At 42.2% G+C, this 13,296-nt stretch carries 14 protein-coding genes; 3 read left to right on the top strand and 11 right to left on the bottom strand.

Annotated features, from left to right (window positions below; all coding sequences use genetic code 11):
• Positions 1-150: 150 nt before the first annotated feature.
• The gene (locus ACXADT_RS19360) at positions 151-1,488 is read right to left on the bottom strand and encodes a cyanophycinase (protein ID WP_474832428.1); all 1,338 of its coding nucleotides are present in this window, start codon (positions 1,486-1,488) and stop codon (positions 151-153) included.
• 217 nt (positions 1,489-1,705) lie between these two features.
• On the opposite strand from ACXADT_RS19360, the gene ACXADT_RS19365 reads away from it, so the two are divergent.
• Positions 1,706-2,323 (top strand): CYTH domain-containing protein, encoded by a 618-nt coding sequence (locus tag ACXADT_RS19365; RefSeq protein WP_474832429.1) that lies wholly within the window; start codon positions 1,706-1,708, stop codon positions 2,321-2,323.
• 41 nt (positions 2,324-2,364) lie between these two features.
• On the opposite strand, the gene ACXADT_RS19370 is transcribed toward ACXADT_RS19365, so the two are convergent.
• The 3 genes from ACXADT_RS19370 to yfcC form a co-directional block, all read right to left on the bottom strand.
• A complete protein-coding gene (locus ACXADT_RS19370; RefSeq protein ID WP_474832430.1) occupies positions 2,365-3,894 on the bottom strand; it encodes an HD domain-containing protein in 1,530 nt (509 codons plus the stop codon).
• Positions 3,895-4,022: 128 nt separating this feature from the next.
• Positions 4,023-5,189 carry a beta-aspartyl-peptidase gene (iadA, locus tag ACXADT_RS19375; RefSeq protein WP_474832431.1) on the bottom strand — a complete coding sequence of 389 codons (1,167 nt, stop codon included), beginning with the start codon at positions 5,187-5,189 and terminating at the stop codon, positions 4,023-4,025.
• A gap of 18 nt (positions 5,190-5,207) precedes the next feature.
• Positions 5,208-6,713 (bottom strand): putative basic amino acid antiporter YfcC, encoded by a 1,506-nt coding sequence (gene yfcC / locus ACXADT_RS19380; protein ID WP_474832432.1) that lies wholly within the window; start codon positions 6,711-6,713, stop codon positions 5,208-5,210.
• A 184-nt stretch (positions 6,714-6,897) separates the two neighbouring features.
• Here yfcC and ACXADT_RS19385 point away from each other — a divergent pair, with 184 nt between their 5' ends.
• On the top strand, positions 6,898-8,925 hold the full coding sequence (locus ACXADT_RS19385; protein WP_474832433.1) for a sigma-54 interaction domain-containing protein: 2,028 nt from the start codon (positions 6,898-6,900) through the stop codon (positions 8,923-8,925).
• A 29-nt stretch (positions 8,926-8,954) separates the two neighbouring features.
• Here ACXADT_RS19385 and ACXADT_RS19390 read toward each other — a convergent pair whose 3' ends face one another.
• A complete protein-coding gene (locus ACXADT_RS19390; RefSeq protein ID WP_270181045.1) occupies positions 8,955-9,359 on the bottom strand; it encodes a VOC family protein in 405 nt (134 codons plus the stop codon).
• A 72-nt stretch (positions 9,360-9,431) separates the two neighbouring features.
• Complete coding sequence (locus tag ACXADT_RS19395) at positions 9,432-9,800, bottom strand: MerR family transcriptional regulator (RefSeq protein ID WP_474832434.1); 369 nt, start codon at positions 9,798-9,800, stop codon at positions 9,432-9,434.
• Positions 9,801-9,891: 91 nt separating this feature from the next.
• Between ACXADT_RS19395 and ACXADT_RS19400 the strand changes: the two genes are divergently transcribed.
• On the top strand, positions 9,892-10,662 hold the full coding sequence (locus ACXADT_RS19400; RefSeq protein WP_474832435.1) for an SDR family NAD(P)-dependent oxidoreductase: 771 nt from the start codon (positions 9,892-9,894) through the stop codon (positions 10,660-10,662).
• A gap of 77 nt (positions 10,663-10,739) precedes the next feature.
• Here ACXADT_RS19400 and ACXADT_RS19405 read toward each other — a convergent pair whose 3' ends face one another.
• Genes ACXADT_RS19405 through ACXADT_RS19425 form a run of 5 tightly spaced genes read right to left on the bottom strand, consistent with a single transcriptional unit; the run spans position 10,740 to position 13,249 of the window.
• Positions 10,740-11,612 carry a DUF4097 family beta strand repeat-containing protein gene (locus tag ACXADT_RS19405; RefSeq protein WP_474832436.1) on the bottom strand — a complete coding sequence of 291 codons (873 nt, stop codon included), beginning with the start codon at positions 11,610-11,612 and terminating at the stop codon, positions 10,740-10,742.
• A gap of 20 nt (positions 11,613-11,632) precedes the next feature.
• The gene (locus ACXADT_RS19410) at positions 11,633-11,809 is read right to left on the bottom strand and encodes a hypothetical protein (RefSeq protein WP_270181041.1); all 177 of its coding nucleotides are present in this window, start codon (positions 11,807-11,809) and stop codon (positions 11,633-11,635) included.
• 40 nt (positions 11,810-11,849) lie between these two features.
• Positions 11,850-12,086 carry a hypothetical protein gene (locus tag ACXADT_RS19415; RefSeq protein WP_474832437.1) on the bottom strand — a complete coding sequence of 79 codons (237 nt, stop codon included), beginning with the start codon at positions 12,084-12,086 and terminating at the stop codon, positions 11,850-11,852.
• 26 nt (positions 12,087-12,112) lie between these two features.
• Positions 12,113-12,559 carry a GNAT family N-acetyltransferase gene (locus ACXADT_RS19420; protein ID WP_474832438.1) on the bottom strand — a complete coding sequence of 149 codons (447 nt, stop codon included), beginning with the start codon at positions 12,557-12,559 and terminating at the stop codon, positions 12,113-12,115.
• Between the two features lie 15 nt (positions 12,560-12,574).
• On the bottom strand, positions 12,575-13,249 hold the full coding sequence (locus tag ACXADT_RS19425) for a GntR family transcriptional regulator (RefSeq protein ID WP_474832439.1): 675 nt from the start codon (positions 13,247-13,249) through the stop codon (positions 12,575-12,577).
• Positions 13,250-13,296 lie beyond the last annotated feature (47 nt).

A 13,296-nucleotide genomic window follows, 5' to 3' on the forward strand; every position in this document is an offset into this window, starting at 1 on the left:
ATAAAGAAGCTCTTCCAGTTAGGAAAAGCTTCTAATAATCATGTCCATATTAAAATTGAAGCGTTAAGGTTTTGAAAGGTAACCTGCACATGTAGATACTAGTAAACTACTAGTGGCAAGGTTGTCGAAGTAACTATTCTATCGTCGCCGTTACTCAAATTCCTCCATCTTCTTTTCTTTTATCTTATCTACTTTCAACTTCACTTCCATCGGGGCAAGGTCGAGGTTTACATTTACGGCAGCGTACGATTCGACGCCGTCAATTTTACCCCAGTAGCCCTTTGTGTCCTTCGTTTCTTTAAACGTCAGCTTGAATCCTTCACCACGGTCCTCATCCGTTAAATCGATCGCTAGTCCAACGGCTGTCGTTGCGGTATTATCGATAAGATCATAGGTTAACACCTGCTTTAGCGCATCTTCACCAAAGATCCCTGTGTTCGCAGAATTCGGCTGATAATAAGGATCGGTGATGAGTGGCTTGTCCTCTGTAATCTCATAGGTTTTCGACTCAAAGTTGTAGCGGTCTCCCTTTTCAATATAGCTGATCTTTACATCTTTCATCGCAGCAGGGTAGTCTTTCGTCTTTTTTGCATCAGCGAGGTCGACGATAACGAGTCCACTTTCACCAACCACTTCAATCGTTTCACGTTCAGGGTAAACGACCATCGCGCTGTTCTCATCGATTCCGTACGCCATTTCATGATTAGATTCCCATGCCGCAACCATCAATCGACCGAATCGGCCACGTTTTACGAAGTGCTGATCGACGATCCCTTCTTCAAAAAATCCTAGCCCCTCCGTTAAGAACACGCGATTATCCTCCGCGTCACCGTAGTTATCACGATCCGTCACACCGTCGCTCAACGCACCAAGGCTAGAGCCTGCTCCGATCATCGGATCACTCATGATCGCAGCACCAGCGCTCGAACCACCGAGCACCGCTCCTTCTTCACGGATGTCTTTGATCGCCTCTAGCACCGGCGTTTCTTCGTCATTTTTAAGAAGCGTCGTCGTATAATGTAGCTGATTTCCTCCAACGAACCAGATTGCATCGTACTGGTCTACTTGTTCTGCTAGTTCCTCATCGGAGCCGTTATCGACCCACTTCGATTCGTCTTCTTCTGTCGAGCGGTCATCGTTGACTGCGATCGGAAGAATGTCGATGTTTCCTTCCGTTGCACCGTACGTCACAAAGTCTTTCTTATAAGAAGTTGCACTCTCGATCGGGCTTGAGCTTGCTGTTGGCAGGATACCGATTTTAAGGTCTTCCTTTTCAACGCCTCTTTTCGCTTGAGCTAGCGCGAGGAACTTGTTGTACACTTCTTCATTGTCCGGGCTAAGTGCACCTCCAACGATCACAAGCGCTCCTTCTTCGCCTCCACTGGAAGCACTCGCTTTTGGCTCAGGCTTTTGAATCCCCTGTACGACTAAAAAGATTCCTAAAAAGGCCGCTGCTAGTAAAGCAGTCGTTCGTTTCCATCTACTCATGACACTCTCTCCCTTCTTCTATTGTCAAACTATTATGCAAGTTCCGTGCCAAGCTTTTCCACACGTGTTTGTACGGAAAATGAGTTTTGAATACTACTATTGGTCATAAAAAAAAAACCATAATGAACCAATTAAAAATTCCATCATTCTGAGAGAAGGTTTTGCTTGATAGAAATTGAATAAGTAAAACAAACTATTTTGGGCGAAGGAGGAAAAAATGATATTAGTAGAGAACGAATTTAAAGTTTTGCTTGATAAGGAATCTTTTAATAAGATATTAGCTTTAAACAAACATTCTGATTATAAATCCCAGATAAACCATTACTTTGATACTGACGAGTTCACTTTATACAAAAATGGATGTACTCTTAGAATAAGAATTGAAGAAGATAAAATCCTTGGGTGCTTAAAAAGTAAATCTCTAAAAGAAAGTTTGATTAAATCATCTTTTGAGTACTCATTCAGTGTTAACCAACAGAATTTGAATAATTTAAAAGAAAATTCCCAAAACATTGGAAGCTTTATCAGTAAAGATATCATTGGTTTGTTAGAAAGTGTTAACACTAAACCAACAGAGATTAAATACATAGGAATGATAGAAAACAATAGAACAAAATTAAATTATCTCGATCACAACACATTTGAACTTGACCATACTCTCTTCTTTGGAGAAATTTCTAGTTATGAGTTAGAAGTGGAAAATGTAGTTTCAAATGAGGAATGTTTAAGAATAATTCATACTTTAAATAATCTGGAATGTAATTATGAAATTACTAATTATAGTAAGTATCAGCGATTTATTAATTTATATAAAAACAGGAGACTATCGCTTTAAGCATAGTCTCCTGTTTTTAAGATTTTTTACATTTTTTACATTTACAATTTATTTCTTATTTCTTTTTTATAAGCCCGGAATTTTTCTTTACTTTCATTATTACTAGTGTCAACTTCCATGTAGATTCTTCCCACCATATACTTCCTGGATAATGCCTTGAAGATTATTGAATCACTTACCCAATCAGTATCTTTTTCTATTATATAATTTTCATCGTCATCTTTTACCAAAAGAACAGCTTTTTCTTTATCTAAATCTTTTACAGGATTTGAAGTATTCAAATTTTCCCTAACATATGGTTCAAATGCAGGATCTTTATCCAAAATATATTTTTTACTACTTATAAGAATTTCGTTCAAATCCTCTTTTCTTTCTTTTCCAGGTTCTGGATGAACCTCCAACACTCTCTTCCAAAGTTTTCTAGAAAGTAAATTACTCATAGTTTTTGAGTCAACTAAGTTATTCCGCTCAATTAATTCATCATAAATAGATTCCAAAAATTTTTCATCAGATAGAGAAAGATATTTCTCCTTTAATTCCCTTATGTTTTCAAAGTTTAAGAAATTTAATTCCTTTATATTTCTTGTAGCATGATCTAGCATTGTATTGCAAGCTTGGTTAGTTTTATGAAAGTAAACTTGCACAAACAATTCATACCTTGCTTGTAAAAAATTTTCTATTGCAGGTAATCCACTTTTCTTGATACCTAACTTAACGGAGTTTTGCTCATGATGAATAAATGGCAACAAAGATTTTAGAAGTCTATTCAAATCGTAGGTACCGTATTTAACTCCTGAAAAATAACTATCTCTAAGTAAGTAATCCATTCTGTCACAGTCAAGAGGTGCACCAGCAACAATGTCATTTAGTAAGGGGAGGATATTTAATGTTTTTTCCCCCTTAGTAATACTAATCTCTTCCAAGTCTAAATGACCATTCATTATCGTAAGGATTCGCCTAATTCGCTTATTACTTACTCCTATATCAGATAGTACATTTAACGAAAAATAATATGAAACATATTCATGCTCAATATTCTTATCAAATAAATTATTTGTTTCAAAGATAGAATTAAAAGAACTTGCTAATTCGCGCCCTATTTCTTCTCCTTGATTTTTGAAATTTTCTTCTTTCATCATCTCAATAAAATGTCTGTTTTTCATTGCAAATTTATCAAAAAGGTGTGACATAGGACCATGACCTATATCATGTAATAATGCAGCAATTCTTAAATCTAAAAAAATACTTTCAATATCTTCAACTTCATCAATACATAGGACAGTACGATTATCATCAATATTATATTTCTTCTTCTTTTGAATTAGAGTATTTGCATTATAAAATGCATTTATGAACATCTCACTCGCAAGGTTCATAACACCTATAGAATGCTCAAACCTTGTATGATTTGCGGACGGAAACACATAGTACAAAAATGTATTTTGTTTTATTTTTCGCAACCTATTAAATAACTGGTGAGATATAATATGCATTTCTTCTTCTGTCATTCTGATCAAGCCATGTATTGGGTCTAAAATACTTTTTGTGAGCTTTTCAGTCAAAAATATCATTTTACCTTCCCCCTTTTTTGATATTGTTACACTACCATTCAACATTAGATGAACAATACCTTTAAAATGTAAATTTTTGTTATTAGCACAAAAAAATGCACAAACATCGGTTTGTGCATTTTACTTCTTTATTCAAACGTCCCCTTCACCAGGACCTCTTTGTTTTCTACCATCAGCTGTCCCTTTGCGAACACGGTATCGACTTCAAAATCTTTGTTCACAAGAACGAGGTCAGCATCCTTTTCTACCGCAATTTCACCCTTATCCTTCAGTCTTAGAAGGGAAGCGGGATTTTTCGTAATCACTTTGATAGCATCAGAGATTGGAACGCCATCTTGCACGATCGCATCCCTCACCTCTTTGTAGAGAGATGCAACCGTTCCGATCTGCAATCCTTCAAATTCACCGTTCGCATCAAACGCTGGCAGGCTTGCCTGGCCATCTGAGGTGAACGTGATCTGTTCCACAGGTACACCTGCTTCTAGCGCTCGTTTTAACCCAGTGCTGCACTTTACTTCCCCTTCTTCTAAAAATTGCGGGATGGTGCTTGTCGTAAAGTCGATGTATCCACCTTTTTTCGCATAGTCTAGTCCTGAACGGAATAGCTCTTCCGTTCGATTGATATGCGTCGGGTGGAACGTTTTGATCGGAATATCCGTTGTTTCTACCACTTCTTCAAGAAGTGCTAGTTTCGTAGGGGAATCTCCCACGTGGATATTTACGATGCCGGCCTTACCAGAAAGCATGCCTCCGATACGCGCTGCAGACGCAATCTTCGCCATCTCTTCCACTGTTGGCTGTGAGGAGCGATGGTCGCTGATCGCAATCTCTCCTGCTCCGATCACGCGGTCGATCAAGATGAGGTCATCCTCGATTTTACCTGTTAACGTTTTTACCGGAACTTGATAGCTTCCCGTATGAACGTAGCAGGTGATTCCTTCTTCCTCTAACCCTCTTGCTTTTGCGATAAGATCTGGCATCGTTCTCGTCGTGCCATCCGTTCCGATCACACCGATCAATGTGGTGACGCCTGAAGACGTCGCTTGACTAAGCGTGAGTTCTGGCGTTCGCGTGCGGTAGCTTCCTTCCCCGCCTCCGCCCATAATGTGGACGTGTGAATCGATGAAGCCTGGGAAAAGGAGCTTGCCATCTGCTTCAATCACGTTGTGTGGAATGTCTTCAGGAAGCTCGATGCCTTCACCGATCATCGCGATCTTACTGAACGCGATCAGCACATCTTTTTTCCCTAGATGATTAGGATTGTAGATTTCTGCATTTCTTATGATAGTAAACATGTACGATCCTCCAAGCTATTACTGAAAATTCATGAGTGACGCTGTGATGACAAAAATGGATGCTAGTGCAAACAGCACGAGTTGAAACTTGATGATGAATTTAAACCATGTTCCCCAGTCCATTCTCGCAGCACCAAGCGTTCCCATAAGGGCTGCTGACGTCGGAACGATGATGTTCGTTAATCCGTCTCCGAGCTGGAATGCAAGAACGGCAACCTGTCTCGTTACACCTGCGATATCTGCGAGCGGAGCCATGAGTGGCATCGTGAGTGCAGCTTGTCCTGAACCAGATACAACGAAGAAATTAAAGATCGACTGAAACAGGAACATAAACCACGCTGAAACAGCCTGAGGGAAATCGTCCACAACGTTCCCAGCACTGTAAAGAAGCGTGTTCAGAACGGATGGTTCTCCAGCTGCATCGCCTCCAAGTATGATGACGATTCCCTTTGCCATCCCAACGACGAGCGCGGCAGGTAACAGGTCTTTCGCTCCATCTGTAAACCCATCTGCGATATCATTGACCGTCATGTTGTTCAGTTTAAAGATGACGCCGATAATACCGGCAACAAGACCGATCGTAAAGAACTGTGTCGCGATTTCCGGAATGTAGTAGGCATCTTTAATAACGCCCCAGATGATCCAGCCAACCCCAGCAAACAACGTGATCACAACGAGTCCATGACCGAGACTAAATCGCGAGTCCAATTCTTGATTTTTATTGTAATCTTTAAAGTACTGATTCGAATCTGTTGAGAGAGACTTCGATGGGTCCTTTCGGATGCGGTTCGCGTACCACATCGTGTAAAGAACGCCTACAAGCGTGAAGACGATCCACATTACGATTCTGAACGGTGCTCCTGACAATACAGGAATTCCGGAAACACCCTGAGCGATCGCAACGCCGAACGGGTTCATCCACGATGTTGCGAACCCAATCTGTGTCGCAACGTATGTAATCATGACACCTGTGATCGCATCATATCCAAGCGCAACGACGAGCGGGATAAGGATCATCGCGAACGCGATCGCCTCTTCTCCCATTCCAAAAATCGCGCCGCCTAGTGAGAACAAGACGAACATTAGAGGGATGATCAATACTTCTCGACCCTTTGTTTTATCGATGATCGAGAGAATTCCCTGGTCGATCGCTTTCGTTCGCATGATGATCCCGAAGGCACCACCGATAATGAGGATAAAGGCAACGACTCCAACAGCCGATCCCCACTTACTCCCTGATACGAGACCTTCGAATACATAGTTTAGAAACCCTGCTTCACCAAAAGGCTCAAACAGACTCACACCTTCACGTACAGCGTTACCTTCTTCGTCCTTTACATAAGAAAAGCTATCAGGAATAAGTACGGTCTTCGTTTGCTCCTGCCCCTGGTGTACGTAGGTAACATCTTTTGTTTCAAACGTTCCCTTTGGGATGAAATACGTAAGAACCGCCGCTGCCAATACGACAAAAAAGACAATAACAAACGTATGAGGCATTTTAATCTCTTTCTTTTCTTTCTTCATGTTTCCCCTTCCTTCCGTTACTACTATTGGTTTTAGACTGCTTACTATATACAATGCAAGTTCCATGCCAAGTTTTGACCTTCCTTAATCGTCAGAAAAATCACGAAAATACGTCCTGCTATCGGGTTCATTTGTTACTAATTGGTGATACAATAGAACCAATAAGAAAAAGAAGGTGGTCTATATGAGTCAGCCTACCCTTACGCTCATTGCTGGGAGTAGTCGAACAAAGGAAGTATTACGAGAGCAGCTTGACCAGCTGCTTGGAGATTACATCTCTGTCACTTCGTTCGCAGTCGATGAAGGGCTCCCGCTCGAATGGTCTGATAAGATCATTCTGTATTCTTCTGAAGCCGCTAAACTGGAAGCGGAAGCTCTCTCAACGATCCAAAGTCCAAAAGTCGTCGTTGGCAACAGAACGATTCGTCACGATTACATCGAAGAACTATTGACCCTCCCCGATGGCGAAACCGTTCTAATGGTAAACGACGACGATCAAACGACGGTCGACGTGATCGAATCGCTCTACCAGCTTGGCATCAACCACATCAAATTCGTGCCTTATAAAAAAGGAAAGATGTTTTATGATGATATCACGATCGCCATATCCCCTGGTGAAACGCACCTATGCCCCGCCTACATCGATACGGTGATCGACATCGGCGTCAGGCCCTTTGATATGGCCACTATCCTTAAGATGATCGATCACTTCGATCTTGATGACGTGATTTCTTCTAAAGTCTCTGAGCGCTACATTCGCAGTATGATCACGTTACATCGAAAGATCCTGTTCGCTGAACAAAAAGCAACGAGGACGACTGAACACTATCAAAACGTCGTAGATACAGTTGATGATGGGATCCTTGCGATCAACCGAAAAGAACGAATTACCCTTTTCAACCATCGACTTGAAGCCCTTTTTCAGCTTTCAGCAAAAGAAGTCGTCGACCAGCCACTAAAGGACGTCGTCGATGAAGAACTGTATGAATTCATTCTTCACGATACAGAAGAAAACAAGTACCTTTCGATGAACGGCGTCGACGTCGTCGCGTTCAGACAGCACATGGAAGGTGAGCATACCATCGTCGTAACGTTTAAAAGTGTAAACCAAGCGTTTGAAATTGAAAAAACTGCCCAGCGAGAGCAGCATAAGAAAGGATTCGTAGCGAAATACGACTTCGACGATATATTAGGGGAGCATCCTCATTTAACAGAGTGCAAACGGATTGCGAAGAAGCTCTCGATGTCAGAGCACCCCGTTCTCATTCACGGCGAAACAGGCGTCGGGAAAGAACTTTTCGCTCATGCGATCCACCGCCACTCCCTTCGGAAAAACGGTCCTTTCATCGCCATCAACTGTAGTGCATTAACAGAGACATTGCTTGAAAGTGAACTGTTCGGGTACGAGGAAGGAACGTTTACTGGAGCCAAAAAAGGCGGTAAGAAAGGATTGTTTGAACTCGCCGATAACGGCACGATCTTTCTTGATGAAATCGGGGATATCAGTTCGACCGTTCAAGCTCATCTCCTTCGTGTACTGCAGGAGAAAGAAATCAGAAGGATCGGCGGAAGAAAGATCATCCCCGTTAACGTTAGGGTGATCGCTGCCACGAATAAAAACCTTCAGGATAAAATCGCAGAAGGGTCTTTTCGGTCAGATTTGTTTTATCGCCTGAATGTCCTACATCTCTCCATCCCACCACTCAGAGAACGTGTGAGTGATATTACGCTTCTGATGAATTATTTTGTCACAAAGAGCGGCAACTGGATGAAGATCGATGATGATGTGATTCAGCGATTTCAGACGTACGAATGGCCAGGAAACATCCGCCAGCTAAAAAGCATCATCGATTATGCACTTGTCGTTGCAAGCGGTTCAACGATTACATTGAACGATCTGCCTCATGACAGGCTGCAAAAAATTTCGCCAGAGCCTTCAACACTACCCGAAAGCAGTATGGAAGCAAACGAACATGAGATGATTTTAAAAGGGATTAAAGAGAGAAACGACGCAGGAAAATCTGCAAGCCGAAACCACTTATCCGAGAGTAGTAAAGGTTCCACCACCCCACTCAGTCCACAACAAGTCCGTCTCCGCCTGAATGACCTCGAACGAGACGGATACGTGATCAAAGGACGCGGACGAGCTGGTACTCACATCACGTTAGAAGGGGAACGGTATTTAGCTCAATTGCAAGCACAAAGCCGCTAGGGATTCCTAGCGGCTTCCTGTATCAGAACTTACGCGGGTTGCTCCATCGACAGCACTTCAAAGATGTGACCATCAGGATCTTGAAAGCTCGATGCATACATAAACCCGTGATCGACTGGATCTGAGGACGCTTTTCCTCCAGAATTCAGAGCTTTCTCCACAACGCGGTCGACTTCCTCTCGGCTACTCACCGATATCGCGACGATTGCCTCTGTTCCATCCTTTGCATTCACGACCTCTTTTTTTGTAAACGTCTTAAAGTACTCTTCTACCAGCAGCATGATGTAAGTATTGTCGTTGATCACCATGCATGTTGCTTTATCATCCGTATACTCAGCGTTGAATTCAAAGCCTAGTTCAGTGAAGAAGGATACCGATCGATCAAGATCTTTTACAGGTAAGTTCAAGTAAACTTGATTGACTTGTAACGCCATGCCATCACCTCATCTTCAAATTTTCAATCCCACCCCACTCACTTTTCTACATGAAGCGTTGGAACCCTTTTTTCAACGATGACTTTTATTTAGGACATGTTTTTTGTATGCAGCGATCTTTCCATCGAGCATCTCGTCTGTTGCCTTGAGCGTTTCAATCTGATGCTGAATCTTCTTTTGGTGATTCTCTAATAGCATGAGCCTCTCTCGTGCAGTGTGATCACCCTCTTTAAACAGAAGGGCATATTTCTTTAAGTCCGTGATCGGCATCTGGGTTTCTCTTAACTTTTTAATAAACATGAGCCATTTGATGAGGGCGTCATCAAACTCTCTGACACCATTTTCATCCCTAAGTGGCTCGATGATTCCTTCTTTTTCATAATAGCGTATTGTATGCGGCTTTATATTGACCTTTGCGGCAACTTCACTTATCGAATACATAGCAACCTCCAATTTTTTAAAACAAACGGCTTGCCTTAAAGTGAACTTTAACAGTTACGCTATGATCATAGCAAATAAAGGAGGAATTCACATGACATACACCGTCATTACTGGAGCAAGCTCAGGGATAGGCTATGAAACGGCGTTAACGTTTGCAGGAGAGGGTAAGAATCTTATTCTTGTCGCACGAAGAGAAGTAAAGTTAGAAGCACTAAAAAAGGAAATCCAAAACATCAATTCAGAATTGGACGTCGTCGTGCGCGTCGCCGACTTATCGATCAACGAACAAGTGTATAACCTTTACGAAAACCTTAAGGAATATGAAATCGACACGTGGATCAACAATGCCGGGTTCGGGAACTTTGATTCTGTAGGTGATCAAGACTTACCGAAGATCGAAACGATGCTTCGATTAAATAACGAAGCGCTCACAATTCTGTCGTCTCTTTTCGTTCGCGATTATGCGGATAAAGAAGGAACACAGCTGATTAATGTCTCGTCAGGGGGAGGATACACGATTGTCGCCGATGCCGTGACGTACTGTGCAACAAAGTTTTTCGTTAGTGCATTTACAGAAGGGTTAGCGCAAGAGCTCGAAGGAAAAGGGGCGAAGATGAAAGCCAAAGTCCTGGCACCTGCTGCAACTGAAACAGAATTTGCCGAACGCTCGTTGGATGTAGATGAGTTTAGCTATGAACAAGCTGTTCCGCAGTATCACACAGCAAAAGAAATGGCCGCGTTCATGCTCGATCTCTATAAAAGCGATAAAGTCGTCGGCATCGTTGACGGGTACACGTATGAGTTCTCATTACGTGATCCGATCTATCCCTACGCGTCGAGAGCAGCAAATTCGGATTCATAAAACGAAAAGGGAGTTCGTCAGTACGTTGACGAGCTCCCTTTTTCAAATAACCGTTTCAATCAAGAGGACAGAGTGACTTATTTTACCGAGAAATCTCCTGACGTAGTTTCGACCACTAGCTTATTTTTCGCTTCTCCGATCACACCATGAAATTCGTTCTCTTCTTTCTCCTTGTATAACAGATCCTTCAGGCTACTATCAGCTTCTCCTGAGTTTCCATCGAACGTTACCTCAAGGTCTGTAGGCTTCTTTGAATAGATCACCTCGACACTGCCGCTCGTCGTTTCGATCTCAAACGTTTCGCTTTCTTCTTCCGTTACGAGCGTGACATCTCCAGACGTTGCCTCGATCTCCCCAGAGGTTGCAGTTAGACGATCAACCTCGATACTTCCGCTCGTCGACTCTATCGAAAGATCTTCGATTGTGCTCTCGCCTAGTTCTATGTTTCCGCTTGTAGCTGCTAACGAAACGGTTGCGGCTGTAAATCCTTCAAGCGTATGAGAACCAGAAGTCGACTCGATCATGACGGTATCGGTCGTAAGTGCTTCACCATCAATATCCCCAGACGTGGAACGAACGTTCAACGTTTCAAAAGCATTCTCTGGTATTTCGATAATGAGCGTTACATTTTTGCTTACAAGATTAACTCCAAGCTTACTGTCAGGTACATACGCAACTTGAAGCTTTCCATCTTTCTCTGTCACGTCGATCTCCTGGTTATCGCCATCTTTCTTGACTGTTCCTTCCAATGTTACAGAAAGCTTCTCCTCTGTTGTAGAACGAAAAATAATGTCTGCTGACGTTGTTTTGACATCGAGCGAGCTCATTCCTTCTACCGTAACTTCTTCATTTACATTTAACGAAACTTTTTCTGCTCCCACATCGGTAAAGTACATAACCCCCGCTATAAGAAGTAAGATGATTCCCAACAAAAGAACGAACTTTTTCACTACCGCACATCCCCCATCCGCTACGTTTTCCTACTTTGTATAATGACCGTTAAAAAGAAGATGACAAGATACCCAACCATTAAATAAACGAGTAAGAACGCAGTCGGAACTGTACTCCAAACGAGCTTCGTGATGAAAAAAGCAACGAGAGCAAATATCACAGCACCGAGCCATAACTTAAATCGATTGACATTCATCGTTCACTTCCCCCTTGCTGCTATGAATTTGTCTTTTGTATTAAATGAATTGAAACCCATAAACATACCAAAATAATATAATCGTAAAGATCCCTGCATACACCCATTTTTTCTGTTTGAAATGGATGACGCTGATCAACGCGAGCACAGATAGCATGAAGAAATAATAAAGGTAATCGAACCATTTCGCTTCGATCAGAAACCGATCGATCGTGATCAAAATAAAAAATGCCATGACAAATAATACGTACTTTCTAGATTCCTTTGCCTTATTCAATCAACTAACCTTCCAATCATTTTTTGTTATTCTACATCTCGCTTCATGACAATGTCGTCATCCGTTTCGTCCACTCTCTTAAATCCTGCTTTCTCATAGACTCGGATGGCTGCTTTATTTGTTTTCTCCACTTCTAACCTAACCACGTCGATCCTCGCGTCATAGTAATTTAAGCCGAACTGAATTCCTTCGTTCACGTAATCGACGGCGAGCCCTTTCCCAACTAGACGAGGATGAAGAGCAAGTCCGATCTCCACTGTATTACCGCTTACTGTGAACTCAAACAGTCCAGCAACTTTTTCCCCTTCAAGAGCCACGAACCCATCACACCCACCAGGCCCGATCAGCACACCGTCTTTCTCATAAGAAGTAAAGTACGGTTTCATAAAGAGGTCTTCGAAGCGGCCTTCATAGTCCCATGCGTCAATTTCTTTCGCGTATTCCAATGTCATTGGAACAAATGTATACGTCATCGTTATTTTCCTTTCCTACAACATTTGATCAAGTGATTTATACCCTTCTGCAGTTTGCTTCAATGTATCGAGCGTACTCTCTAAATGATGGCGAATTGCGATTTGCACTTCTTCGACGTCTCCGCTCTTAATCGCTTCGATAATCTTCCGATGTTCATCGAGACTTATGTTCTTTTCCTCACTCTTCGTATCGACGACATCATAAATTCGCAGGTAAATATCGATTTGATCGATCACCTTACGCAAAAATTCACTTATGTATTTATTATCGCTCCTGTCTGCTAGAAGCATGTGGAATCGTTTGTTAAGCGCGATGTATTCTGGGATATCTTCTGTTTTATAAACGCTCACCTCTTCTTCGAGCGTCTCTTCTAACCTTAAGATATCGTGATCTGAGACCTTATCGAGCCCGAACTTTACTGCGATACACTCTAGCTCGATCCGCAGTTCAAACGCCTGAATGATCTCCTTTATGTCGGGCTGTACCACGTACGCCCCCTTGTTCTGCACAAGCGTCACGTAGCCTTCTTCTTCTAGTTTCCGAAACGCATGACGGATCGGGGTCCTGCTTACGTTCAGCTTTTCAGATATGATCGCTTCCACTAATTTCGTTCCGGGCGCAAGCTCTCTCCTCAAGATAGCTTGTTTTAACTTATCGACAATCCTTTGTTCAGCAGACTTTTTTGTCATAGGTGATCCCCTCTACTTTAAATGTACGGTACTACTAGCATAAGCGA

This window comes from Anaerobacillus sp. ABR4_321 (assembly GCF_056158505.1).

Coding starts and splice junctions, on each gene's coding strand:
- ACXADT_RS19360 (WP_474832428.1), bottom strand. CDS start 1,488: ATGAGTAGATGGAAACGAACGACTGCTTTACTAGCAGCGGCCTTTTTA.
- ACXADT_RS19365 (WP_474832429.1), top strand. CDS start 1,706: ATGATATTAGTAGAGAACGAATTTAAAGTTTTGCTTGATAAGGAATCT.
- ACXADT_RS19370 (WP_474832430.1), bottom strand. CDS start 3,894: ATGATATTTTTGACTGAAAAGCTCACAAAAAGTATTTTAGACCCAATA.
- iadA (WP_474832431.1), bottom strand. CDS start 5,189: ATGTTTACTATCATAAGAAATGCAGAAATCTACAATCCTAATCATCTA.
- yfcC (WP_474832432.1), bottom strand. CDS start 6,713: ATGAAGAAAGAAAAGAAAGAGATTAAAATGCCTCATACGTTTGTTATT.
- ACXADT_RS19385 (WP_474832433.1), top strand. CDS start 6,898: ATGAGTCAGCCTACCCTTACGCTCATTGCTGGGAGTAGTCGAACAAAG.
- ACXADT_RS19390 (WP_270181045.1), bottom strand. CDS start 9,359: ATGGCGTTACAAGTCAATCAAGTTTACTTGAACTTACCTGTAAAAGAT.
- ACXADT_RS19395 (WP_474832434.1), bottom strand. CDS start 9,800: ATGTATTCGATAAGTGAAGTTGCCGCAAAGGTCAATATAAAGCCGCAT.
- ACXADT_RS19400 (WP_474832435.1), top strand. CDS start 9,892: ATGACATACACCGTCATTACTGGAGCAAGCTCAGGGATAGGCTATGAA.
- ACXADT_RS19410 (WP_270181041.1), bottom strand. CDS start 11,809: ATGAATGTCAATCGATTTAAGTTATGGCTCGGTGCTGTGATATTTGCT.
- ACXADT_RS19420 (WP_474832438.1), bottom strand. CDS start 12,559: ATGACGTATACATTTGTTCCAATGACATTGGAATACGCGAAAGAAATT.
- ACXADT_RS19425 (WP_474832439.1), bottom strand. CDS start 13,249: ATGACAAAAAAGTCTGCTGAACAAAGGATTGTCGATAAGTTAAAACAA.